This window comes from Pseudomonas sp. Leaf434 (assembly GCF_001425545.1).
GTDB lineage: Bacteria > Pseudomonadota > Gammaproteobacteria > Pseudomonadales > Pseudomonadaceae > Aquipseudomonas > Aquipseudomonas siliginis.
In genome coordinates, this window is the sequence record NZ_LMQZ01000001.1 from 2,663,032 (window position 1) to 2,687,255 (window position 24,224).

Consider the following 24,224-nt stretch of genomic DNA (forward strand, 5'->3'; position numbering starts at 1 on the left):
GATGCTGAGTCCTTACATGTCGCCCATTGAACGGGTGTGGTTCTACAGCCTGCGGATTCTCTGCGGCCTGATTCTGTTGTTTCTGATCCTGCCGGTGCTGGTGATCATTCCGCTGTCGTTCAACTCGGGGAGTTTTCTGGTCTATCCGCTGCAGGGTTTCTCGCTGCAGTGGTACCACGACTTCTTCGCCTCGGCGGAATGGATGCGTGCACTGAAGAACAGCATCATCGTCGCCCCGGCGGCGACGGTGCTGGCGATGATCTTCGGCACCCTGGCGGCGATCGGCCTGACCCGTGGCGACTTCCCCGGCAAAGCGCTGGTGATGGCGCTGGTGATTTCGCCGATGGTGGTGCCGGTGGTGATCATTGGCGTGGCCAGCTATCTGTTCTTCGCGCCACTGGGGCTGGGTAACAGCTTCTTCTCGCTGATCGTCGTGCATGCGGTATTGGGTGTGCCGTTTGTGATCATCACCGTTTCGGCAACGTTGCAGGGTTTCAATCACAATCTGGTGCGTGCTGCTGCGAGTCTCGGTGCTTCACCCCTGACGGCGTTCCGCCGGGTGACCTTGCCGCTGATTGCGCCGGGAGTGATTTCCGGGGCGCTGTTTGCCTTTGCGACTTCTTTCGATGAAGTGGTGGTGACGCTGTTTCTCGCCGGGCCTGAGCAGGCGACATTGCCTCGGCAGATGTTCAGCGGGATTCGCGAAAACCTCAGTCCGACGATTGCAGCGGCGGCGACGTTACTGATTGCCTTCTCGGTGATTCTGCTGCTGACCCTGGAATGGCTGCGCGGGCGTAGCGAGAAACTGCGTACTGCGCAGGTCTGAGATCAAGGTCAAAAGCCACCCCTCACCCCAGCCCTCTCCCCAAGGGGGCGAGGGGGAAGGGAGCAGATCTTCGAGGCTTTCGCGGCCGGAGTTCGACTCGGTAATTCAGGTCGATGTATTTCGAGAGTACAACCCGGTCAGTCCCCTCTCCCTCCGGGAGAGGGTTAGGGTGAGGGGCTCTTGATCTTCCTATCCGATCAACCATTCACACCCTGAATAGCAGACAACCCCAAATCCCCAGCTAATCTTGTGCCCAGCTCCCACATCTATAAGAGGCTGCGCACCATGAGTCTGTCCCAGTTCAAAATCGCTCATAAACTGATCACCGGCGCCGCAGCCATCGAACAACTGGCCGCTGAACTCACTCGTCTGGACATCGACAATCCGCTGATCGTCACCGACGCCGCGCTGGTCAAGTCCGGTACTGTCGAACTGGCGCTGGTGCAACTCGGCGGGCGCGACTACGAAATATTCGACCGTGTACTGCCCGATCCGGAAATCGCCATCGTCGAAGACTGCATGCGCGCCTATCGCGAAGGCGGCCATGACGGTTTGATCGGCCTCGGGGGCGGCAGCGCCATCGATATTGCCAAAAGTGTCGCCGCCTACGCCGGATATCACGGCGCGCTGGAAGATCTGTTCGGCGTCGATCAGGTGCCGCGCAAAGGCCCGCCGCTGATCGCCATCCCGACCACCGCCGGCACTGGTTCTGAAGTCACCAACGTGGCGATCCTCTCGGACAAGGTCGCGCAGTTGAAGAAAGGCATCGTCAGCGACTATCTGTTGCCGGACGTGGCGCTGGTCAGCCCGCAAATGACCCTGACCTGCCCGCGCAGTGTCACCGCCGCCAGTGGTGTCGATGCACTGGTGCACGCCATCGAATCCTACCTGTCGGTGAATGCCTCGCCGATCACCGACTCCCTCGCCATTGGCGCAATCAAGTTGATCGCCAGCGCCTTGCCCAAGGCCTACGCCAACGGCGCCAACCTGCAAGCCCGCGAAGACATGGCCACCGCCAGCCTGATGGCCGGCATGGCGTTCGGTAACGCCGGGGTCGGTGCGGTGCATGCGTTGGCGTATCCGCTGGGCGGGCGCTTCAACATTGCCCACGGTGTCAGCAACGCCTTGCTGCTGCCCTATGTGATGACCTGGAACAAAATGGCCTGTGTCGAACGCATGCAGGATATTGCCGAAGCCATGGGCGTGAAGACCGCGCATCTGAGCGCCAGCGAAGCCGCGGACAAAGCCGTGCAGGCCATGACCGACCTGTGCGCGGCAGTGGAAATCCCTGCCGGGCTGCGCAGTTTCGGCGTGCCGGAGGAAGCAATTCCGGCGATGGCCGTGGAGGCCGCCGGCATCGAGCGCTTGATGCGCAACAACCCGCGCAAACTCAGCGCCGGCGACATCGAGAAGATCTACCGCGCGGCTTACTGAGGCGCGGGCGCTGAGGGCACATGGCACAACCCAATCATCGCGGTCCCGGTGCGCGCGTGGAAACTTGAGGTATACAATGCGCGCCATCGTGATTTAGCTCAGCACAGGTGCGTCATGCAGCCCTTCGTAATTGCTCCGTCGATCCTCTCCGCCGACTTCGCCCGCCTCGGCGAGGAAGTGGACAACGTTCTCGCCGCCGGCGCCGACTTCGTCCACTTCGATGTCATGGACAACCACTACGTGCCCAACCTGACGATCGGCCCGATGGTCTGCGCGGCGCTGCGCAAGTACGGCGTCACCGCGCCGATCGACGCGCACCTGATGGTCAGCCCGGTGGACCGCATCGTCGGCGACTTCATCGAAGCCGGCGCGACTTACATCACCTTCCACCCGGAAGCCACTTTGCACGTCGATCGCTCGCTGCAACTGATCCGCGAAGGTGGTTGCAAATCCGGTCTGGTGTTCAACCCGGCGACCCCGCTGGACGTGCTCAAGTACGTGATCGACAAGGTCGACATGGTCCTGCTGATGAGCGTCAACCCGGGCTTCGGTGGGCAGAAGTTCATTCCCGGCACCCTCGACAAATTGCGTGAAGCGCGGGCGATCATCGACGCTTCCGGTCGCGACATCCGTCTGGAAATCGACGGCGGCGTCAACGTCAACAACATCCGCGAAATTGCCGCTGCTGGCGCTGACACCTTCGTCGCCGGCTCGGCCATTTTCAACGCGCCAAACTATCAGGAAGTCATCGACAAGATGCGTTCCGAACTGGCACTGGCGCGCCCATGAGCGGTTTTGAGCAGTTGTTCCCGGGGCAGTTGCCACGGTTGGTGATGTTCGATCTGGATGGCACGCTGATCGATTCGGTTCCCGACCTGGCAGCGGCGGTGGACACCATGCTGCTCTCCCTCGGCCGTCCGCCGGCAGGTATCGAAGCGGTGCGCGAATGGGTCGGCAATGGCGCGCCGGTGCTGGTGCGTCGGGCCTTGGCGGGTGGCATCGATCACTCGGCAGTGGACGACGCTGAAGCCGAGCGCGCACTGGAGATTTTCATGGAGGCGTACGGCGCCAGCCATGAACTGACCGTGGTCTATCCCGGTGTGCGCGACACGCTCAAGTGGCTGCACAAACAAGGCGTGGCCATGGCGTTGATCACCAACAAGCCGGAGCGCTTCGTCGCGCCGCTGCTCGATCAGATGAAGATCGGGCGCTACTTCAAGTGGATCATCGGCGGCGATACCCTGCCGCAGAAGAAGCCTGACCCGGCGGCGCTGTTTTTCGTGATGAAAATGGCCAACATTCCGGCCTCGCAATCGTTGTTCGTCGGCGACTCGCGCAGTGATGTGCAGGCCGCGAAAGCAGCGGGGGTCAAGTGTGTGGCGCTGAGTTACGGCTACAACCATGGCCGGCCGATTGCCGAGGAATCGCCGGCACTGGTGATCGACGATTTGCGCAAACTAATTCCCGGTTGCCTGGATCTGGCCGGTGGGATAACGTTGCCCGACGCTGTTCAACCCCCTTCTGGAAACGCCATCGTGGTGGTCACCCGCAAACTCTGGATGAAAGTCATCAAGGCCCTGGCCCGCTGGCGTTGGCGCGCCTGACTGATTCTGGCCGGCCCTGCCGGCGCGTTTGCATACCTGACTGATTGCACCTCACCCCACGAGGCACTTTATGAATCGCGAAGAATTCCTGCGTCTGGCCGCTGACGGCTATAACCGCATCCCGTTGGCCTGCGAAACCCTGGCCGACTTCGACACGCCGCTGTCGATCTACCTGAAACTGGCCGACCAGCCCAACTCCTACCTGCTCGAATCGGTGCAGGGCGGTGAGAAATGGGGCCGTTACTCGATCATCGGCCTGCCGTGCCGCACCGTGCTGCGGGTGCACGACCATCACGTCAGCATCACCGTTGATGGCGTCGAGACCGAAAGCCACGAGGTTGAAGACCCGCTGGCCTTCGTTGAAACCTTCAAGGCCCGTTACAACGTGCCGACCATTACCGGCCTGCCGCGCTTCAACGGGGGCCTGGTCGGTTACTTCGGTTATGACTGCGTGCGCTACGTGGAAAAGCGTCTGGGCAAGTGCCCGAACCCGGATCCGCTGGGCGTGCCGGACATTCTGCTAATGGTCTCCGACGCCGTTGTGGTGTTCGACAACCTGGCTGGCAAGATGCACGCGATCGTCCTCGCCGACCCTGCGCAGACCGATGCCTTCGAGCAAGGCCAGGCGCGTTTGCAGGAACTGCTCGAGCAACTGCGTCAGCCGATCACCCCGCGTCGTGGCCTGGATTTCAGCAAACAGCAATCGGCTGATCCGGTGTTCCGTTCGAGTTTCACTCAGGACGATTACGAAAAAGCCGTCGACACCATCAAGGAATACATCCTTGCTGGCGACTGCATGCAGGTGGTGCCGTCGCAGCGCATGTCGATCGACTTCAAGGCTGCGCCGATCGATCTGTATCGCGCGCTGCGTTGCTTCAACCCGACGCCGTACATGTACTTCTTCAACTTCGGCGATTTCCACGTCGTCGGCAGCTCGCCGGAAGTGCTGGTGCGCGTCGAAGACAACCTGATCACCGTGCGCCCGATCGCCGGCACGCGCCCACGCGGCGCCACCGAAGAAGCCGACGTGGCGCTGGAGCAGGACCTGCTCTCGGATGACAAGGAGATCGCCGAGCACTTGATGCTGATCGATCTGGGCCGCAACGATACCGGGCGAGTCTCGGAAATCGGCTCGGTGAAGCTCACCGAGAAAATGGTCATCGAACGTTATTCCAACGTGATGCACATCGTCTCCAACGTCACCGGCCAGTTGAAGTCGGGCCTGACCGCGATGGACGCACTGCGGGCGATCCTGCCGGCGGGTACGTTGTCGGGTGCGCCGAAAATTCGCGCGATGGAAATCATCGACGAACTTGAGCCGGTCAAGCGTGGCGTGTATGGCGGTGCGGTCGGTTACTTCGCCTGGAACGGCAACATGGACACCGCCATTGCCATTCGCACAGCGGTGATCAAGAACGGTGAGTTGCACGTGCAGGCCGGCGGCGGCATCGTCGCCGACTCGGTGCCGGCGCTGGAATGGGAAGAAACCCTGAACAAACGCCGCGCGATGTTCCGCGCCGTGGCCCTGGCCGAGCAAACCCCGGACGCCTGAGACACGAATTTCCCATGTGGGAGCGAGCCTGCTCGCGAAGAGGGTGTGTCAGTCACCGTTGATATTGACTGACCCAGCGCTTTCTCGAGCAGGCTCGCTCCCACATTGGGTTTTGTGTTGAGGCATAAAAAAAGCGGCGCCCTGACAGGCGCCGCTTTTTTGCATCTACGACTCAGAAATCCAGCACAACCCCGACATTCAGGCCCTGCTGCTTGAAGTCATCATCCTTGCGGAACGTATAACCCCCACGCAGCGCCAGATCAGCCGTCAGCTTGTGACTGACGCCCAGGCTCAAGCGGTTCAGGTGACTTGCCGGTGTGTAGCCTTCAAGGGTGAAGTCATTGGCCGGCAGGGTGTTGAGGGCGATGTTGACCTTCTGCACGTCATCTTCGTACTCACGCTCGTGGGCGTATTCGCCATACACCTGGGTTTGCGCGGTGAAGTTGTACTTGCCTTGAATCCCCAGGCCCAGGCGTTTCGAATCGCGGCTCTGGTCATCGAAGGTCAGCGCGGTGGCGCGGTTGCTCTTTTCCGAGTAACCGTCGACATCGACACTGGCGTAATCGGCGCTGACAAACGGCGACAGATGCCATTGGCTGCCCGGTTGCGCAATGTCATAGCCCAGGCGCGTGCTGAACGCCCACAGGCTGCCGTCGGTATCGCCTTTCTCCGCGCCCTCGCTGGCGCCGAGGTCGAACTTGCGCTTGAGGTTGTCGTAGTCGAGTTTGCCGCCGGTCAGCGCCGCGTCGGCCCACCAGCGGTTCTGCTGGAACTGGGCGAACGCGGTGGCCATGTAGCTGTTGAGTTTGTAGTCGGAATCGTTGTGCCCGGCCTCGAGATTCTGCCGGTACAAACCGGCCGCCACGCCCACGCGCCAGGCCTCATTGAGGCGATAGCTGCCGCCGACGTTGAGGTTGTAACCGCTGCCATCGGCGCTGGCGCCGCTGCTTTGGCTGTCGACATCCAGATGCTGTCCGCCGGCCGAGACAATCGCACGCCATTGGCCGACCGCTTGCCAGTTCTCCCAGTCCGCCTGCCATTGATTGCGCAATTCATCCTGATGCGCGCGCACGGTGCCGTGGGCCATTTCCGGTAGCAGGCTCAATTCCCATGGCGCAGCCAACAGCGAATAGGCGTAATCGGCGATCAGTTTTTGCCCGGATTCGGTCGGGTGTACGCCATCGTTGTAGATCAGTTTGGTCGGATCCGGCGTGGCGCTGTTGATCCCGTAACGGGCGTTTTCCGTGCAGCTATTGCCACTGAAGCAGGTGGCGGTGAGGTTCTGGTCGGTAGCCAGACCAAAGCGCCCCGGGTCGGCGAAGACTTCCGAGAGCAGCACCGGAATGTTCAGCGGAATGACTTCGGCGTTGATGCCTTGCAGGCGCGTCACCAACTGACTGTTGAACTGGTTGGCGAGGGTGCTGCTGAACGCTTGCAGCGGCGTGCCGTTCAGAGCAGGTGTCAGGCCCACGTCGGGCAGCAGCCAGACCATCACGTATTTGGCGCCGGCGGTCTGCAGGGTTTGCACGCTATCGGCCAGTCGATCGGCTGCGGCGTTGGCCTGGGGCAGGCTGAGAATGCGGCCCTGGAGGAAATCGTTGCCGCCACCGGAAATGTAATACAGCGCATTCGGGTCGGCGCGGAAGCCGTTCGACGGCAGGTAACCGGCGCGGGTGCGTTCGCCGGTGGCAGATTGGGTGGTGATCGAGTCGAGAATCTGGTCGGTGCGATAACCACCGACCGCCCAGTTGTTGCCGTCAGGCTGGCCGTTTTCCGCGCGCACTGCGGAGCTGGAAGAGGCTGTCTGGTCGGGCGAAAAGCCCAGGCGGCCGCCGAGCAACTGGGTGGAATTCAATGAAAAAACTTCGCCGCTGCCATCCTGATACACCGGCCCGGTACGGTTGGTGTAACGCTCGGTGGAGCCCGCCGGGCCACCGGTGTCGGCGAAGGTGCCGGCATCGTTGAGGCTGTCACCGAAGACGATGAAACTGGAATAAGGATTGGGCGCTGCATTGGCCTGGGCGCAGGCGAGTGCGAGCAAGCAGCTGGCCAGCGGTACAAACAACGTCTGTCTGATCATGAGCAAGTCCGTTTATTTATTGTTGTAGGTGAACGAAACGACAGTACCAAAAACTTTCGGCATTTTGCCATCGGTCGCGAATCCTTCTGCCGTTTTATAACCCGCAGGCCCCGCCATATTGCACGCTCCGCCCAGCTAAGTTACTGTGCCGGAACGTATGAACGAGACCTTCCCCGTGTTGATCACCAGCAAACTCCTGGATCAAGTCATCAAGGCACACGCCCGCTGGCGTTGGCGCGCCTGAATCTTCTCTGCCGGCTCCGCCGGATCTGTATCGCTTTGCCTTCCTTGTCTGTTTGAAATGCCGCTGTGCTGGCGCCCTCTGCGCGTCCGACATCGCGCAGCGCCCTGCGGGCAAGTCATCTGAAGGCTGTCATCAAGTCAGAATTCAAGAGGTTCGAAACGCCATGTTGCTGATGATCGACAACTACGACTCCTTTACCTACAACGTTGTGCAATACCTCGGCGAGCTGGGTGCCGAGGTCAAAGTGGTGCGCAACGACGAACTGACCATCGCCGAAATCGAAGCGCTGAATCCCGAGCGCATCGTGGTTTCCCCCGGGCCGTGCACGCCCACCGAGGCGGGCGTTTCCATCGACGCGATCAAGCACTTTGCCGGCAAGCTGCCGATCCTCGGCGTTTGCCTCGGCCACCAGTCCATCGGCCAGGCCTTCGGCGGTGATGTGGTGCGTGCCCGCCAAGTCATGCACGGTAAGACTAGCCCGGTATTCCACGAGGACAAGGGCGTGTTCGCCGGCCTCAATCATCCGCTCACTGTTACCCGTTACCACTCGCTGATCGTCAAGCACGAAAGCCTGCCCGATTGCCTCGAGCTGACCGCGTGGACCCAGCACGATGACGGCTCGGTCGACGAGATCATGGGCCTGCGTCACAAGACCCTGAACATCGAGGGCGTACAGTTCCACCCCGAGTCGATCCTCACCGAGCAGGGTCATGAACTGTTTGCCAATTTCCTCAAACAAACCGGCGGCACGCGCTAAGGACTTCCCATGAATATCAAGACAGCCCTGAGCCGTATCGTCGAACACCTCGACCTCAGCACCGATGAAATGCGCGATGTGATGCGCGAGATCATGACCGGCCAGTGCACGGAAGCGCAGATCGGCGCGTTCATGATGGCCATGCGCATGAAAAGCGAGAGCATCGACGAAATCGTCGGCGCCGTGTCGGTGATGCGCGAGCTGGCCGATCAGGTCGAGCTGAAAACCCTCGACGGCGTCGTCGATGTGGTTGGCACCGGCGGTGACGGTGCGAATATCTTCAACGTATCGACCGCGTCTTCCTTTGTTGTCGCAGCCGCCGGTTGCACCGTCGCCAAGCACGGCAATCGCGCGGTGTCCGGCAAGAGCGGCAGTGCCGATCTGCTGGAAGCTGCCGGCATTTATCTGAACCTGACCCCGGTGCAGGTCGCGCGCTGCATCGACAACGTCGGCATCGGTTTCATGTTCGCCCAGACTCACCACAAAGCGATGAAGTACGCCGCCGGCCCGCGCCGCGAACTCGGCCTGCGCACGCTGTTCAACATGCTCGGCCCGCTTACGAATCCGGCCGGTGTGAAACATCAGGTAGTCGGCGTGTTCACTCAGGCGCTTTGCCGGCCATTGGCCGAGGTCTTGCAGCGACTGGGCAGCAAACACGTGCTGGTCGTGCATTCGAAGGACGGCCTGGATGAGTTCAGCCTCGCCGCGCCGACCTTTGTCGCTGAATTGAAAAACAACGAAATCACTGAGTATTGGGTCGAACCGGAAGACCTCGGCATGAAGAGCCAGAGCCTGCACGGTCTATCGGTTGAAGGCCCGGAAGCGTCGCTGGCGCTGATCCGTGACGCCCTCGGCAAGCGCAAAACCGAAAACGGCCAGAAAGCTGCCGAGATGATTGTGCTCAATGCCGGTGCGGCGCTGTATGCCGCCGACCTCGCAAGCAGTCTGAAACAAGGTGTGGAGCTGGCGCACGACGCGCTGCACACCGGCCTCGCTCGGGAAAAACTCGAGGAGCTGGGTGCCTTTACCGCGGTATTCAAAGTGGAGAATGAAGGATGAGTGTACCGACGGTTCTGGAAAACATTCTGGCGCGCAAGGTTGAGGAAGTCGCCGAGCGCAGCGCTCGGGTCAGCCTGAGCGAGCTGGAAAGTCTGGCCAAGGCGGCCGATGCACCCCGTGGTTTTGCCCAGGCTTTGCTGGCGCAAGCGAAGAAGAAACAACCGGCCGTGATTGCCGAAATCAAAAAGGCTTCGCCGAGCAAAGGCGTGATCCGCGAAGACTTCGTCCCGGCAGACATCGCCAAGAGCTACGAAAAGGGTGGGGCCACCTGTCTGTCGGTGCTGACAGATATCGACTACTTCCAGGGCGCCGATGCCTACCTGCAACAGGCGCGCGCCGCCTGCAAATTGCCGGTGATCCGCAAGGATTTCATGATCGATCCGTACCAGATCGTTGAAGCCCGCGCGCTTGGCGCCGATTGCGTGTTGTTGATCGTCTCCGCCCTGGACGACGTGAAAATGGCTGAGCTGGCCTCCGTGGCCAAAGGGGTCGGTCTCGACGTCTTGGTGGAAGTGCACGACGGTGACGAACTGGAGCGCGCGCTTAAAACCCTCGACACGCCGCTGGTCGGGGTCAACAACCGCAACCTGCACACATTCGACGTCAGTCTGGAAACCACCCTCGACCTGCTGCCGCGCATCCCGCGCGATCGCCTGGTGATCACCGAGAGCGGCATCCTCAATCGGGCCGACGTCGAGCTGATGGAAATCAGCGATGTGTACTCGTTCCTGGTCGGCGAAGCGTTCATGCGCGCGGAAAATCCGGGCATTGAATTGCAGCGCCTGTTCTTTCCGGAGCGTGGTGTGCCGATCAGTGGTTCGACCCTCGACTGACCGAGTCGACCTCATTCGCGAGCAGGCTCGGTCCCACAGGGAAATGCATTCCAGTGTGGGAGCGAGCCTGCTCGCGAAGAGGCGCTAAATTCCGCTAAAGAGATTCAATCTGCCGGAGCTCACCATGTCGTTGCCAACCCCGCTGACCATCGAATCCGGCCTGCAAGCCGAACAGGACTTGCTGGCCTCGGTCTGCGCCGGCGACGCCGAATTCGGCCTGCTGTTCTGGCAACCCACCGATCGCGCGCTGGTCATGCCGCGCCGCCTCAACCGTCTCCCGCATTTCGACCACGCCTGCGAAGTTTCCGCTGCTGCTGGCTGGCCGGTGCTGTTGCGTGAAACCGGCGGTGAGCCCGTCCCGCAATCCGCTGCGACCGTCAACATTGCCTTGGTATATGCCCCGCCTCGCAGCGAAGGCGATCTGAACCGCATCGAAACCGGCTACCGCCGCCTGTGCGATCCGATCTGTCAGTTGCTGGATGAGTTGGGTGGCACCTCGTCGGTCGGGGAAATCGACGGCGCATTCTGCGACGGCCGTTTCAACGTCAATCTCGACGGTCGCAAGATGGTCGGCACCGCCCAGCGCTGGCGCCAGAGTCAGGGCGGCCAGCGTCCGGTTGGCCTGGTGCATGGTGCGATGCTGATGGATGACGAGCGCGAAGCGATGGTTGCTGCGGTCAATCGCTTCAATGAAGCCTGCGGCCTGGATCAGCGGGTGAGGGCGCAAAGCCACATCGCCCTGCATGAGAAATTCAACGCGCCACAGGCATTGGCGCGTCTCGATGAATTGTTTCGTTTGATGCTGGCGCAGATTTACGTCTAGCGCGTGCCGAAGACCACCATGGTCTTGCCTTTCACATCGACCAGGTTGCGTTCTTCAAGATCCTTGAGCACGCGGCCGACCATCTCCCGTGAACAACCGACAATCCGGCCGATCTCCTGGCGGGTGACCTTGATCTGCATGCCGTCCGGGTGAGTCATGGCGTCCGGTTGTTTGCACAACTCCAGCAGGCAGCGGGCGACTCGGCCAGTGACATCGAAAAACGCCAGGTCGCCGACTTTGCGCGTGGTGTTACGCAGGCGTTGTGCGATTTGTCCGCTGAGGGCGTAAAGAATGTCTGGATCCTGCTGCGATAACTCGCGGAACTTGGCGTAACTGATTTCTGCGGTTTCACATTCAACCTTGGCACGCACCCAGGCGCTGCGTTCCTGCTCCTGACCTGCCTGCTCGAACAGACCCAGTTCGCCGAAGAAATCCCCGGCGTTCAGGTAAGCGATGATCATCTCGCGACCATCGTCGTCTTCGATGAGGATGGTGACCGAGCCTTTGATGATGAAAAACAGCGTGTCCGAGCGATCCCCGGCGCAGATTATATTGCTCTTGGCCGCATGACGCCGGCGCTGGCAATGCATCAACAGCTTGTCGATGTTCTTGATTTTGGGTGTGGGGGTAATAGCAACCATGGTTGTATCCCGAAAAGACTGCACGGTGATGTTTGAGTTGTTATGAGGCGCTGAAGGCGGTCGCTACAGAGCTGACGAATTGGCGCCAGCGAATTGGCGCCAGCTTACCAGACACTCCGTCGAGAATTCGAGAAATTACCTACAGCCAGAAAGCATCGGTCCTAGGACGTCGTTCCTGTCGGGACAAAGTGCTGTGCTAAGCTGGCGACCCTTTTTTTACAGTGGAGTCTGGGCGATGAAGGCACGCATCCAATGGGCTGGCGAAGCCATGTTCCTCGGCGAATCCGGCAGTGGTCATGTCGTGGTGATGGACGGCCCGCCGGACGCCGGTGGCCGTAACCTCGGGGTTCGCCCGATGGAAATGCTCTTGCTGGGTGTCGGCGGTTGCAGCAACTTCGACGTGGTCAGCATCCTGAAGAAGTCGCGCCAGGCCGTTGAAAGCTGCGAAGCCTTCCTTGATGCCGAGCGTGCGACTGAAGATCCCAAGGTGTTTACCAAGATCCACATGCACTTCGTGGTCAAGGGCCGGGGCCTGAAGGAAGCTCAGGTCAAGCGCGCCATCGAGCTGTCGGCCGAGAAGTATTGCTCGGCGTCGATCATGCTCGGCGCGGCTGGCGTGGCAATCACCCACGATTATGAAATCGTCGAACTCGGCTGAACCGACATTCAACTATCATAAAAGCAGTGCAGACTCTGGCGATCCCCCGCTGACGTCTGCATAATGCGCCACTTTTTTCAGGGCAGTGATCGGTCAGCCGACGGGTCATCCGCCTGAACAGATAACCAAAATCGCCATCGCGAAGAGGTGTTAACCGTCCTACGCAGGTGCGTTGTTCGCACTTGACGGGCATGCTTGATCACGCGGCCGCGCCGCATACATAGAGAGTTTTTAACGGTGAAAAGCAAACTCAAGCTCCACGGGTTCAATAACCTGACAAAGACCTTGAGCTTCAACATCTATGACATCTGCTACGCGGAAACCCCGCAAGACCAGCAGGCTTACGTCGAGTACATCAATCAAGAGTACAACGCGAAACGCCTGACGCAGATTCTCACAGAAGTTGTCGAGATCATTGGTGCCAACATCCTGAACATCGCCAGTCAGGACTATGAACCCCAGGGCGCCAGCGTCACGATTCTGATTTCGGAAGAGCCGGTAACCCCGACTGACAGCCAGATCGAAGAATCGCCGGGCCCGTTGCCCGAAATCATTCTGGCCCACCTCGACAAGAGCCACATCACGGTGCACACCTATCCGGAAATCCATCCGGACGACGGTATTGCAACGTTCCGTGTGGATATCGACGTGTCGACCTGTGGTGTCATTTCACCGCTCAAAGCGCTCAACTTCCTCATTCACCAGTTCGATTCGGACATCGTGACCGTGGATTACCGTGTGCGCGGTTTCACCCGTGACGTTGAAGGCAACAAGCACTTCATCGACCACGAGATCAACTCGATCCAGAACTACCTCTCCGAAGACACTCGCGACGCGTACCAGATGACCGACGTGAACGTGTACCAGGAAAACCTGTTCCACACCAAAATGCTGCTGAAGAACTTCGAACTGGATAACTACCTGTTCGGCGACGCCACCAGCAACCTCTCGCCCGAGCAACGTGCCCAGGTGACCGACCGTGTGAAACACGAAATGCTGGAAATCTTCTACGCGCGCAATATGCCGACCTAAGATTCCCGGAAACAAAAAAGGCGACCTCCTGGTCGCCTTTTTCATGCTTCAGACAAAACCCCTGTGGGAGCTGGCTTGCCAGCGATAGGGCAATGTCGGGCGATACATATCTCAGATCCGATAAGTACTCTTGGTCATCACCTTGGCCAACAAGCTCATCCCGAACTTGACCGGCGCCGGAAAACGAAACCCGCCCGCATCCAGGGCACTTTCCGCATGGTGTTCTTCATCGATGCGCATCTGCTCAAGAATCGCCCGGGACTTCTCGTCCTTGGCCGGCAATTGCTCCAGATGTTCGTTCAAGTGTTTGCAGACCTGATGCTCGGTCGCCGCAACGAAACCAAGGCTGACCTTGTCGCTGATCAGTCCGGCCACCGCGCCGATACCGAACGACATGCCGTAAAACAGTGGGTTCAGCACGCTGGTGTGGCTACCCAGCTGATGGATGCGCTGCTCACACCAGACCAGATGATCGATCTCTTCTTCAGCCGCGTGCTCCATGGCTGCGCGTACCTGCGGCAACTTGGCGGTCAGCGCTTGCCCCTGATAAAGCGCCTGAGCGCAGACTTCGCCGGTATGGTTGATGCGCATCAGACCGGCGACGTGGCGAGTGTCTTCATCGCTCATCTGCGTATCCGGCTGCAGAATCGCTGGCGACGGGCGGTACGGCTGGCCACTGAAGGGCAACAGAGTGCGCATCGCGGCATCGGCTTGCAGCAGCAGACGGTCTATGGGCGAGTAGTGACGTTGGGTAGTCATGCTGACCTCCGGGAAGAATCTCGGCGGCCAGTTTAACCGAATCGGCCGGCGAGGGTTTGCGCTGGGTCACTTGCTGCGCGGTCAGGCTTTTTTGTGGGAGCGAGCCTGCTCGAGAAAGCGGATTATCGGATACTGAAGTGTTGAATGTATCGGCGCCTTCGCGAGCAGGCTCGCTCCCACAGTTGGTTGTCGCCAGTCAGCCCGGCGGCCAGTTCATCTGGCGCTGACCCAGCACGTGCATATGAATGTGATAGACAGTCTGCCCACCAAGTTCATTGCAGTTCATCACTACGCGGAAGCCTTCTTCGCAACCCAGTTCCAGCGCCAGACGCTGCGCGGTGAACAGGATGTGCCCGGCCAGCGCCTTGTCGTCTTCGGTCAGGTCGTTGAGCGTGCGCACCGGTTTTTTCGGGATTACCAGAAAGTGCACCGGAGCCTGGGGGGCGATGTCGTGGAAGGCCAGAACCTGGTCGTCCTCGTAAATGATCTTCGCCGGGATTTCCCGGTTGATGATCTTGGTGAACAGAGTATCCACTGCTGTTTCTCCGTTGAGTTGGGCTGAATCGAGTGTACCGCTTCGAAGTTGTCTTCCTAGCGGGGGCAGTAAGCTTTGTTGACCATGCCGACAATCGTCCGGTTAAGCCAGCGCGAACCCAGCCGCGGCAGGAACGCCAGCCAGCGATTGCGTCGTCCCGGAATGATGATGGCGCGGTTTTTATCTAGTGCGCGTACGGCATGCAGTGCCACTTCTTCCGGACTCATCAGCGAGTGGCTGCTTTCGATCTTTTCGCTACTCATCTGTGCGGTTCGGAAGAACGGTGTGCGCGTCGGGCCGGGGCACAGCACCGAAACTTTCACGCCGCTTTGTTTGAGCTCCACGCGCAAGGCTTCGGAAAAATGCAGCACATAGGCTTTGCTGGCGTAGTACGTGCTCATCCATGGGCCGGGGCTGTACGCAGCCACCGAGGCGACATTGAGGATCTGCCCGCCACCCAGCAGTGCCATGCTGTTACCCAGCGCATGGCAGAGGCGTGTGAGGGCGAGGATATTGACCTCGATGAGGTCCTGCTCGGTCATCCAGTCTTGCGCGAGGAATGGCCCGCAGGTGCCGATGCCTGCGCAATTGACCAGCAGATCGATCTGCCGGTCGCCTTCTTCCAGCTCCAGCAAAAAGCCCGACAGGCGCAACGGTTCGCCGAGATCGCAGGCACGAAACAATACTTCGACATCGAAACGCTGGGTCAGCTCGATGGCGATACTTTCCAGCTGATCACGCTGTCGTGCCACCAGAATCAGGCTGCGGCCGCGTCGGGCCAGTGCTTCGGCCATGGCCAGGCCGATGCCGCTGGAAGCACCGGTGATCAGAGCGTAACGGGTCATGCAGTTCTCCATCGCAACAGCTCCGCGCCGGCGACGCGGTTGTCGCGGCAGGGAGCGCTGTTCATTCTTGCGCAGAGTCTACAGGGGCCTGCGCCGGTTCGGCTGCCTCGTCGGCGGAAATCACTGGCGGTTCGACGACCTCAACTTCGTCGGTGGTCACCGAGCCGCTGTCATAGCTGCTCTCCAGATTGCTTTCATATTCTTCCTGCACAACCGAGAAGCCGCCAAGAAGGCCTCCGGCAAAAATCAGTGCGAAGAATACGATCCATAACGAGCACAGCACTTTGACCGCCGTGCTGTTCGGCGGTGGTGGCGGGCCATAGCGGTTGGCGCCGGCATTGCCGGGTACGACCATCATCACCAGAGGGAAAAAACTGCCGACGAACGGCACCAGATTCAACAACCACAGCCAGCCCGACCAGCCGATATCGTGCAGGCGCTGAACGCTGAACAGAATGCTGACGATCATGAAACCGAGGAACAGGAAGACCGCCAGAATGCCGCCGAGGATCAGGCCGGTGGTTGAATCGCCACTGACCAGGCCCAGCGCAATCAAGGCAAACACACCGACGATGGGCAGGGTCACCAGGCTCAAGACCATGGTCCAGGCGAGAAAGCGCAGGCGACCGATCCGGCCTTCGACGCTGAATGGCTTGAGCGTGGCGAATGGCGGCAGGGCTTCACCGACATTGGCGCGCGGTGGGGCGTAAGGCGAGTCCGGTTCCGCCGCCGCTGCAGGGTTATCGTGGACATCCGCCAGATCCAGCTCAATGGCGGTTTCCGCTTCAATCCGCGCATCGATCCCGGTTTTGTTCAATGCCTGCAGATACGTCTGGGCATCGCTGTGGGACAGATCACGTTTGAGGGCGACGGTGCGGCCACTGAACAGGCGCTCGATGGCGGCCACATCGCTTTTGAACAGATCCGCCAGATTCAGTTTGGCGGTGGTGAGGTCGACGCCGGGCTGCAGCGCGCCGTCGAAGACGATCTTGTAACGGGTGTCGCTCATGGCCGAGGCATCCTTGTCGCGATTGGGTTTGCAGTAGTCAGTTCAAGGCCAGTCTGACAGCGACTGGCCGGGGGTATTGCTCAGCGCGGCCAGCGTTCCGGCAGCTGTGCGGCGCGCGCCTGAGCCTGACGATATTCTGCATCGAGCCGCGCAATCAACTGATCCACGCTTGGCAGGTCACCAATCTGGCCAACACCCTGGCCCGCCGACCACACGGTCTTCCAGGCTTTGGCTTCATCGTTGATCGGCTTGAGCTTGTCGCCGAAGTTCACCTCGCCCTTGCCTTGCAGTGCCGCCATGTCGAAACCGGCCGCCTCCAGGCTCTGGCGCATGAAACTGGCCGGCACTCCCGACACTGCTGGAGTATGAATGATGTCGGCAGCCTTGGCTGTCAGCAGCATGTCTTTGTAGGCGTCAGGCGCGTGACTTTCTGTGGTGCCGATAAATCGCGTACCGAAGTAGGCCAAATCCGCGCCGAGCAGTTGCGCGGCGAGAATCTCATGGCCGTGGTTCAGACATCCTGCAAGCAAGAGTGTCTTGTCGAAGAACTCACGGATCTCGGCAATCAGCGCAAACGGGCTCCAGGTACCAGCATGCCCGCCGGCACCGGCCGCAACGGCAATGAGCCCGTCAACACCGGCTTCAGCGGCTTTCTCGGCATGGCGCCGCGTGGTCACGTCGTGAAACACCAGACCGCCATAGCTGTGCACCGCGTCGACCAGTTCCTTCACCGCGCCGAGACTGGTGATCACGATCGGCACCTTATGCTCCACGCAGATGTCCAGATCCGCCTGCAGGCGCGGATTGCTGTGGTGAACAATCAGGTTCACCGCATAAGGGGCCGGATTATCCAGCGTCGCCAGGCCCGCTTCGATCTGTTCCAGCCAAGCCTTGAAGCCGCTGCTTTCGCGTTGGTTCAGCGCCGGAAAACTGCCGACCACGCCGTTGCGGCAGCAGGCGAGCACCAGTTCCGGATTGGAGATCAGGAACATCGGCGCTGCTACTACGGGCAGACGCAGACGTTGTTCGAGCAAAGCGGGCAGCGACATTGTGAACCCCCCAAGGACCTGTATTGGTTGAAGTTAGAACGGCTTGACCACGACCAGAATTACGATAGCCAGCAATATCAGAACCGGCACTTCATTGAACCAGCGATAAAAGACATGGCTGCGGGTGTTTTCGCCACGGGCATAGCGTTTTACCTGCGCGCCGCACATGTGGTGGTAGCCGATCAGCAATACGACCAGAGTCAGTTTTGCGTGAATCCAGCCGCCCTGGCTGAAGATTGATGGATTAAGGTAGATCAGCCAGCCACCGAAGATCAGCGTGGCGATCATCGCCGGGCCCATGATGCCGCGATACAACTTGCGCTCCATGACGCTGAAGCGCTCCTGGCTGATCGTGTCGGTGCTTTGCGCGTGGTAAACGAACAGGCGCGGCAAGTAAAACAGCCCGGCAAACCAGCAGACGACGCTGACAATGTGAAACGCTTTGAGCCATAGATAGAGCATTTTTGGTTATTCCCTCATTCACGGTAGCCAGATAGTAGAGGCTTGAGCGTCCGCGCGTCACCTTGGCGGTTGTCGCAGGCGCGCGCGGCCCCTATTATCGACGGCTTTCCAGTGGGTTCGTTGAGGGCAGGTTTATGGTCAAGGTCGGTATCGTCGGCGGCACGGGTTACACCGGTGTCGAACTGCTGCGTCTGTTGGCACAGCATCCGCAGGCAGAAGTGGTCGTCATCACTTCCCGATCCGAGGCCGGTCTGGCCGTGGCTGACATGTACCCGAACCTGCGCGGTCACTATGACGGGCTGGCGTTCAGCGTGCCGGACGTGAAAACCCTTGGCGCCTGCGATGTGGTTTTCTTCGCCACGCCACACGGCGTGGCTCACGCCTTGGCAGGCGAGCTGCTGGCGGCGGGCACCAAGGTCATCGACCTGTCCGCTGACTTCCGTCTGCAAGATGCTGATGAATGGGCCAAGTGGTACGGCCAGCCACACGGCGCACCGCAATTGCTGGACGAAGCGGTCTATGGTCTGCCGGAAGTCAATCGCGAGCAGATCAAGAAAGCGCGCCTGATCGCGGTGCCGGGTTGCTATCCGACCGCAACGCAATTGGGTTTCCTGCCGTTGCTGGAAGCAGGTCTGGCCGACGCATCGCGTTTGATCGCCGACTGCAAATCCGGTGTCAGTGGTGCCGGGCGTGGTGCGGCTGTTGGTTCTTTGTACTCCGAGACGTCGGAAAGCATGAAGGCCTATGCGGTAAAAGGTCATCGTCATCTGCCGGAAATTCGCCAGGGCCTGCGTCGCGCGGCGGGCAAGGACGTCGGCCTGACCTTCGTCCCGCACCTGACGCCGATGATTCGCGGTATTCACTCCACGCTCTACGCGACAGTAGCGGATCGCTCGGTTGATCTGCAGGCACTGTTCGAAAAGCGCTATGCCAACGAACCGTTCGTCGATGTCATGCCAGCCGGCAGCCACCCGGAAACCCGTAGCGTGCGCGGCGCCAACGTCTGCCGCATCGCCGTGCATCGTCCACAGGATGGCGATCTGGTGGTCGTGCTGTCGGTGATCGACAATCTGGTCAAGGGCGCCTCGGGCCAGGCGGTGCAGAACATGAACATTCTGTTCGGGCTGGATGAGCGCTTCGGCCTGTCACACGCCGGCATGCTGCCTTAAAAGCAGCTACGAGCTTCAAGCCACAAGCTACAAGAGATCAGAGGCAAGCTTGAAGCTCACCGCTTGAAGCTTGCGCTGCTCCTCTAATAGTTGACCAATTTTCTAGGACAAGCGGATAATGCGCGTCATCACGCATTATGGCGGCGTAACGCCGGGAGATAGTCAGCATGAGCGTCGAATCCTTCACCCCCACGGCTTTGCAATTCACTCAAGGTGCTGCGCACAAGGTGAAGAGCCTGGTCGATGAAGAGGGGAATGATCGCTTGAAGCTGCGCGTATTTGTTACGGGCGGCGGTTGTTCAGGGTTTCAATACGGTTTCACCTTCGATGAAGACGTGGCCGATGACGACACCATCGTCGAGCGCGAAGGCGTGAGCCTGGTGGTCGATCCGATGAGCTTCCAGTACTTGGCCGGTGCCGAGGTGGATTATCAGGAAGGTCTGGAAGGTTCGCGCTTCGTGATCAAGAACCCGAATGCCACCACGACTTGTGGTTGCGGGTCGTCGTTCTCGATCTGATCGCGCTTCACCGCACACAAAAAAACGCCGCAGAGCCTTTCGGTTCTGCGGCGTTTTTGTATCTGAAGTTTAGGCCGGGTAGATGGCGCCAAGTACGCGCAGGCCGCGAGCGCCGGTGACGCTTGGCCGATTGGCGGCGATGCCTTCGAGGCAGCAATGAGCCAGCCAGGCGAAGGCCATGGCTTCCACCCAGTCAGGGTCAACACCGTGAGTTGCGGTGCTGGCGACCTTGGTGTCTGGCAGTAGAGCGGCCAGGCGTTGCATCAGCGTGGCGTTGTGAGCGCCGCCGCCACAAACCAGCAATTCCTGAGTGTCCGATTGAGCGCTTTGTAGCGACTCGACGATGGTCAGCGCCGTCAGTTCGAGCAGCGTGGCCTGAACGTCTTCGGCAGCGAAAGTCGGCAGACGCGATAGATGCTGTTCCAGCCATGGCAGATTGAAGACTTCCCGGCCCGTACTTTTCGGGCCTTTGGTCACGAAGAACGGGTCGCTGAGCAGCGCCTTGAGCAGGGCTGGTTCAACCTTGCCGGTCGCAGCCCATTTGCCGTCCCGGTCATAGTTTTCGCCACGTTGCCGGTGAATCCAGGCGTCCATCAGAACATTTCCCGGGCCGCAGTCGAAACCGGCTACAGGTTTGTTCGGCTCAATCAGGCTGAGATTGCTGAATCCGCCGACATTCAAGACAGCCTGGTTACCGCTACGCTCTTCAAACAACGCTTCGTGAAAGGCTGGTACCAGAGGCGCACCTTGGCCACCCGCTGCGACATCGCGGCTGCGGAAATCACTGACGACGGTAATACCGGTCAACTCAGTCAGCAGGGCTGGATTACCAATCTGCACGGTAAACCCGCGCGTCGGCTCATGGCGAATGGTCTGACCGTGGCTACCGATAGCGCGGATTGCATCGGGCTTGAGTTGTTGCTGCGCGAGGAGGGTGTGAATGCCCGACGCGGCAAGTTCGACCCAGTGTTGCTGGGCAATCGCCGAGCGGGCGATCTCGTCGGGGCCGCTGGCGCACAAGCCAAGCAGCTCGGCGCGCAGGGAGTCAGGCATTGGCAGGTAGTGGGTGGCGATCAGTTTGATCGCCGAGGTCTGCTCGATCAGGGCGATGTCCAGCCCGTCGAGACTGGTTCCGGACATCACACCGATATACAGGGCCATGGCTTAGCGCTTGCTCGAAGCCAGCATGGTGGCCTTCTCTTGATCCATGCGCGCCATCAGTGGCTGGCTCTGCGCGAGGAAGCGCGCGCGTTCGGACTTGGCGATCGGATCGGCCATTGGCAGCTTCTGGCCCAGCGGATCGACGTGAACGCCGTTGACCTGGAACTCATAGTGCAAATGCGGGCCGGTGGACAGTCCGGTGGTGCCGATATAGCCAATGACTTGACCTTGCTTGACGCTGCCACCGGTTTTCACGCCTTTGGCAAAGCCTTGCATATGGCCATAGAGCGTACGGTAAGTGTTGCCGTGCTGAATGATCACAGTGTTGCCATAGCCACCACGACGACCGGCCAGCAACACTTTGCCGTCACCGGCAGCCTTGATTGGCGTACCCCGTGGCGCTGCGTAATCGACACCTTTGTGGGCGCGGATCTTGTTGAGGATCGGGTGCTTGCGGCCCATGGAAAACTTCGAGCTGATGCGGGCGAAGTCAACAGGGGTGCGGATGAAGGCCTTGCGCATGCTGTTGCCATCGGCAGTGTAATAGCTGCTGTTGCCTTGTTTGTTGGTGTAGCGAACGGCGGTGTAAGTCTTGCCGCGGTTGGTGAAGCGCGCCGACAGGATCGGGCCGGTGCCGACGGCCTTGCCGTTGATGACTTTCTGCTCGTAGATCACATCGAATTCATCGCCCTGACGAATGTCCTGCGCGAAGTCGATGTCGTAGCCAAAGACACTGGCCATGTCCATGGTCAGGCTGTGAGAAAGACCGGCGCGGGCTGCGGACTGCGACAGTGAGCTGTTGATGACACCGTGGACGTAGGCAGTGCGAACAGTTGGCTTGGCAGTCACTCGGTTGAACGAATAACCCTTGTCATTCTTGGTCAGGGTGATGGTTTCAACGTCGCTGACCTTGCTGTGCAGGCTGGTCAACTGGCCTTCCGGACTCAGTTCGAACTCGAGTTTCTGGCCGCGCTTGAGCTGGCTGAACTGTTTGGCTTGCTTGTCGCTTGCGAGTACTTCGTGCACGGAGGCTGCAGGCAGACCGACTTTTTCAAACAGGGTAGACAGTGTATCGCCTTTGGAAACCACGACTTCACGGTGCCCAGGCTCTTTCGGTTTCTCAGCAGGCGCCACAGGTGCTGGCGCGGTTTCAGCGGTTTGTGCGGTGTTTTCGTCGCTGTTTTCGATTTGTGCGAACGGCGAAGCTGCGGGCTCGTTTGTGGCTTGAGCCGCATCAGCAGCGTCTTGATCTTGTGTCAGTTTTTCAGCAGGACTTTCCAGTTCAAGACTCAGAGTCGTCTTTTTGGCTTCAACATCGCTGGAGGGAAATACCAGCAGCGCCAGGCTGAGAAGGGCGGCGATTCCACTTGCGGCGAGCAGGTGGGTCTTCGGGTAAAGCGGGGGCGCTTTAGACGGTTCTGTGGTCATAGGTAATTTTTGACTTTGAAATAGATGAATTGGAAAAGATGAATGACATGATGAAGATGAAATAACTGTATAAAATATAACCAAATCATCGCTGAAGCAAGTCTACAGACCTCGGGTCTGTGGATTGGTGTCCGTGCGCCGGGCAAAACTTGTAATTGGTGCGCGTTCTTGTATGGTTGGTTCCCTTTGAATCTGAGCCTTGCGGGTCTGTTATGAAGTCGGTTGAAGAGCAGCTAGCGCTGATTAAACGTGGTGCGGAAGAACTGTTGGTCGAGTCCGAGCTGGTCGAGAAGCTCAAGCGCGGCCAACCCCTGCGTATCAAGGCTGGTTTCGATCCGACCGCTCCGGATCTGCATCTGGGTCATACGGTGCTTATTAATAAGCTGCGCCAGTTCCAGGAGCTGGGGCACCAGGTCATCTTCCTTATAGGTGACTTCACCGGGATGATCGGCGATCCAAGTGGCAAAAGCGCAACGCGTCCACCGCTGACGCGTGAACAGGTTCTGGAAAATGCTGAGACTTACAAGACTCAGGTTTTCAAAATCCTTGATCCGGCGAAAACCGAAGTTGCCTTCAACTCCACTTGGATGGACAAGATGGGGCCGGCGGATTTCATTCGCCTGACTTCGCAATACACGGTCGCTCGCATGCTTGAGCGCGATGACTTCGACAAGCGCTACACCACCAACCAGCCAATCGCTATTCACGAATTCCTCTATCCGCTGGTTCAGGGTTATGACTCGGTCGCGCTGCGCGCCGATGTCGAGCTGGGCGGTACCGATCAGAAATTCAACCTGCTGATGGGGCGTGAGTTGCAGCGTGGGTATGGTCAGGAGGCACAGTGCATTCTGACGATGCCATTGCTGGAAGGTCTGGATGGCGTGAAGAAGATGTCCAAGTCGCTGGGCAACTATGTCGGTATCCAGGAAGCACCAGGCGTTATGTACAGCAAGCTGGTTTCCATCCCGGATGCGCTGATGTGGCGTTACTTCGAGTTGCTCAGCTTTCGCTCGATGGATGAGATCAACGCCTTCCGGGCTGACGTCGAAGCTGGAGCGAATCCACGCGACATCAAAATCAAGCTGGCTGAAGAGATCGTTGCGCGCTTCCATGGTGAAGAGGCTGCGGCGAATGCTCACCGAGGCGCCGGCAACCGCATGAAGGATGGCGAGCTTCCAGATGACTTGCCTGAGATCGAACTGTCTTCGGTTGAGGATATGCCGATCGCTGCCGTCCTTAATAAGGCAGGCCTGGTGAAGAACTCGGCGGCGGCGCGTGATCTGTTGGCGGCGGGTGGGGTGCGTGTTGATGGTGAGGTGGTTGATCGTTCCTTTATATATGTACTGGGCACGACTCACGTTTGTCAGGCCGGCAAGAAAGCTTTTGCACGTATTACGCTGAAATCTGAATAAAGTTGAAATTGGGGGTTGACGGCGAATTTTAGAAGTCTATAATTCGCCCCACTTCCGGCGCAGTCGAAACGGAAAACTCCTTGAGATTCAAAGAGTTACGCAGCTTTCGACAGCGGCTTGCTTCAGATCATCGAAGCCTGGAAGGAGTTGAAAGAGCAGTGATGTGTAGCTCTTTTAACGGTTCGATCTTCTCGGTCGAAAGCGGAGAAAAAGAGGTGTTGACAGCAGCGATTAACGCTGTAGAATTCGCCTCCCGCTAACGAGAGATCGGAAGCGCAAGTGGTTGAAGTTGTTGAAGAATTCTTCGAAAACTTCTGAAAATAATCACTTGACA

The 24,224-nt window shown here is 59.4% G+C and carries 24 protein-coding genes; 14 read left to right on the top strand and 10 right to left on the bottom strand.

Annotation, left to right across the window (positions count from 1 at the left end; all coding sequences use genetic code 11):
• The first annotated feature begins 1 nt into the window (after nucleotide 1).
• The 5 genes from ASG55_RS11880 (at nucleotide 2) to trpE (ending at nucleotide 5,416) form a co-directional block, all read left to right on the top strand.
• The gene (locus tag ASG55_RS11880; protein ID WP_008084123.1) at nucleotides 2-826 is read left to right on the top strand and encodes an ABC transporter permease; all 825 of its coding nucleotides are present in this window, start codon (nucleotides 2-4) and stop codon (nucleotides 824-826) included.
• Nucleotides 827-1,111: 285 nt separating this feature from the next.
• Nucleotides 1,112-2,260 carry an iron-containing alcohol dehydrogenase gene (locus ASG55_RS11885; protein WP_056786696.1) on the top strand — a complete coding sequence of 383 codons (1,149 nt, stop codon included), beginning with the start codon at nucleotides 1,112-1,114 and terminating at the stop codon, nucleotides 2,258-2,260.
• A 114-nt stretch (nucleotides 2,261-2,374) separates the two neighbouring features.
• On the top strand, nucleotides 2,375-3,049 hold the full coding sequence (gene rpe / locus ASG55_RS11890) for a ribulose-phosphate 3-epimerase (protein ID WP_007918813.1): 675 nt from the start codon (nucleotides 2,375-2,377) through the stop codon (nucleotides 3,047-3,049).
• Nucleotides 3,046-3,864 carry a phosphoglycolate phosphatase gene (locus ASG55_RS11895; RefSeq protein WP_041476686.1) on the top strand — a complete coding sequence of 273 codons (819 nt, stop codon included), beginning with the start codon at nucleotides 3,046-3,048 and terminating at the stop codon, nucleotides 3,862-3,864. Before rpe ends, ASG55_RS11895 begins: the two co-directional genes overlap by 4 nt.
• A gap of 70 nt (nucleotides 3,865-3,934) precedes the next feature.
• On the top strand, nucleotides 3,935-5,416 hold the full coding sequence (gene trpE / locus ASG55_RS11900; protein WP_056786697.1) for an anthranilate synthase component I: 1,482 nt from the start codon (nucleotides 3,935-3,937) through the stop codon (nucleotides 5,414-5,416).
• A gap of 172 nt (nucleotides 5,417-5,588) precedes the next feature.
• On the opposite strand, the gene estP is transcribed toward trpE, so the two are convergent.
• Nucleotides 5,589-7,496: an esterase EstP gene (gene estP / locus ASG55_RS11905; RefSeq protein WP_016772913.1), complete on the bottom strand. Its 1,908-nt coding sequence runs from the start codon at nucleotides 7,494-7,496 to the stop codon at nucleotides 5,589-5,591.
• A 407-nt stretch (nucleotides 7,497-7,903) separates the two neighbouring features.
• On the opposite strand from estP, the gene ASG55_RS11910 reads away from it, so the two are divergent.
• From ASG55_RS11910 to ASG55_RS11925, 4 genes are all read left to right on the top strand, one after another.
• Nucleotides 7,904-8,497: an aminodeoxychorismate/anthranilate synthase component II gene (locus ASG55_RS11910; protein ID WP_042610431.1), complete on the top strand. Its 594-nt coding sequence runs from the start codon at nucleotides 7,904-7,906 to the stop codon at nucleotides 8,495-8,497.
• A 9-nt stretch (nucleotides 8,498-8,506) separates the two neighbouring features.
• Entirely contained in the window at nucleotides 8,507-9,556 is a 1,050-nt protein-coding gene (gene trpD / locus ASG55_RS11915) for an anthranilate phosphoribosyltransferase (protein ID WP_041476682.1), read from the top strand.
• Nucleotides 9,553-10,389 (top strand): indole-3-glycerol phosphate synthase TrpC, encoded by an 837-nt coding sequence (trpC, locus tag ASG55_RS11920; protein ID WP_056786700.1) that lies wholly within the window; start codon nucleotides 9,553-9,555, stop codon nucleotides 10,387-10,389. The genes trpD and trpC overlap by 4 nt, the downstream gene beginning before the upstream one ends.
• 124 nt (nucleotides 10,390-10,513) lie before the next feature.
• Nucleotides 10,514-11,212, top strand: coding sequence for a lipoate--protein ligase family protein (locus ASG55_RS11925; protein ID WP_056786703.1), 699 nt, complete (start codon nucleotides 10,514-10,516; stop codon nucleotides 11,210-11,212).
• Here the strand turns inward: ASG55_RS11925 and crp are convergent.
• Entirely contained in the window at nucleotides 11,209-11,853 is a 645-nt protein-coding gene (gene crp / locus ASG55_RS11930) for a cAMP-activated global transcriptional regulator CRP (protein WP_041476679.1), read from the bottom strand. The two genes, ASG55_RS11925 and crp, sit on opposite strands and share 4 nt — an antisense overlap.
• A 235-nt stretch (nucleotides 11,854-12,088) precedes the next feature.
• On the opposite strand from crp, the gene ASG55_RS11935 reads away from it, so the two are divergent.
• Complete coding sequence (locus ASG55_RS11935) at nucleotides 12,089-12,511, top strand: OsmC family protein (RefSeq protein WP_016772921.1); 423 nt, start codon at nucleotides 12,089-12,091, stop codon at nucleotides 12,509-12,511.
• A 237-nt stretch (nucleotides 12,512-12,748) separates the two neighbouring features.
• Nucleotides 12,749-13,543 carry an adenosylmethionine decarboxylase gene (gene speD, locus ASG55_RS11940; protein WP_024014530.1) on the top strand — a complete coding sequence of 265 codons (795 nt, stop codon included), beginning with the start codon at nucleotides 12,749-12,751 and terminating at the stop codon, nucleotides 13,541-13,543.
• Between the two features lie 111 nt (nucleotides 13,544-13,654).
• Here speD and coq7 read toward each other — a convergent pair whose 3' ends face one another.
• The 6 genes from coq7 to hemJ all read right to left on the bottom strand — a co-directional run bounded on the left by coq7 (nucleotide 13,655) and on the right by hemJ (nucleotide 18,202).
• On the bottom strand, nucleotides 13,655-14,302 hold the full coding sequence (coq7, locus tag ASG55_RS11945; RefSeq protein ID WP_056786706.1) for a 2-polyprenyl-3-methyl-6-methoxy-1,4-benzoquinone monooxygenase: 648 nt from the start codon (nucleotides 14,300-14,302) through the stop codon (nucleotides 13,655-13,657).
• Between the two features lie 196 nt (nucleotides 14,303-14,498).
• The gene (locus tag ASG55_RS11950; RefSeq protein ID WP_017128660.1) at nucleotides 14,499-14,837 is read right to left on the bottom strand and encodes a histidine triad nucleotide-binding protein; all 339 of its coding nucleotides are present in this window, start codon (nucleotides 14,835-14,837) and stop codon (nucleotides 14,499-14,501) included.
• 56 nt (nucleotides 14,838-14,893) lie between these two features.
• Nucleotides 14,894-15,682: an SDR family NAD(P)-dependent oxidoreductase gene (locus tag ASG55_RS11955; protein WP_056786709.1), complete on the bottom strand. Its 789-nt coding sequence runs from the start codon at nucleotides 15,680-15,682 to the stop codon at nucleotides 14,894-14,896.
• Nucleotides 15,683-15,743: 61 nt separating this feature from the next.
• Nucleotides 15,744-16,691 carry a DUF805 domain-containing protein gene (locus tag ASG55_RS11960; RefSeq protein ID WP_056786712.1) on the bottom strand — a complete coding sequence of 316 codons (948 nt, stop codon included), beginning with the start codon at nucleotides 16,689-16,691 and terminating at the stop codon, nucleotides 15,744-15,746.
• Between the two features lie 80 nt (nucleotides 16,692-16,771).
• Nucleotides 16,772-17,740: an NAD(P)H-dependent flavin oxidoreductase gene (locus ASG55_RS11965; protein WP_056786714.1), complete on the bottom strand. Its 969-nt coding sequence runs from the start codon at nucleotides 17,738-17,740 to the stop codon at nucleotides 16,772-16,774.
• Nucleotides 17,741-17,773: 33 nt separating this feature from the next.
• Entirely contained in the window at nucleotides 17,774-18,202 is a 429-nt protein-coding gene (gene hemJ / locus ASG55_RS11970) for a protoporphyrinogen oxidase HemJ (RefSeq protein ID WP_056786716.1), read from the bottom strand.
• Between the two features lie 134 nt (nucleotides 18,203-18,336).
• Between hemJ and argC the strand changes: the two genes are divergently transcribed.
• A complete protein-coding gene (gene argC / locus ASG55_RS11975; protein ID WP_056786719.1) occupies nucleotides 18,337-19,371 on the top strand; it encodes an N-acetyl-gamma-glutamyl-phosphate reductase in 1,035 nt (344 codons plus the stop codon).
• Between the two features lie 167 nt (nucleotides 19,372-19,538).
• A complete protein-coding gene (gene erpA, locus ASG55_RS11980) occupies nucleotides 19,539-19,889 on the top strand; it encodes an iron-sulfur cluster insertion protein ErpA (RefSeq protein ID WP_007918905.1) in 351 nt (116 codons plus the stop codon).
• Between the two features lie 69 nt (nucleotides 19,890-19,958).
• Here erpA and ASG55_RS11985 read toward each other — a convergent pair whose 3' ends face one another.
• Together ASG55_RS11985 and ASG55_RS11990 are read right to left on the bottom strand one after the other, a co-directional pair.
• Complete coding sequence (locus ASG55_RS11985) at nucleotides 19,959-21,050, bottom strand: anhydro-N-acetylmuramic acid kinase (RefSeq protein ID WP_056786721.1); 1,092 nt, start codon at nucleotides 21,048-21,050, stop codon at nucleotides 19,959-19,961.
• Nucleotides 21,051-21,053: 3 nt separating this feature from the next.
• A complete protein-coding gene (locus ASG55_RS11990) occupies nucleotides 21,054-22,478 on the bottom strand; it encodes a peptidoglycan DD-metalloendopeptidase family protein (protein WP_056786724.1) in 1,425 nt (474 codons plus the stop codon).
• Nucleotides 22,479-22,690: 212 nt separating this feature from the next.
• Between ASG55_RS11990 and tyrS the strand changes: the two genes are divergently transcribed.
• Nucleotides 22,691-23,890, top strand: coding sequence for a tyrosine--tRNA ligase (gene tyrS / locus ASG55_RS11995; protein ID WP_016772931.1), 1,200 nt, complete (start codon nucleotides 22,691-22,693; stop codon nucleotides 23,888-23,890).
• Nucleotides 23,891-24,224: the final 334 nt, after the last annotated feature.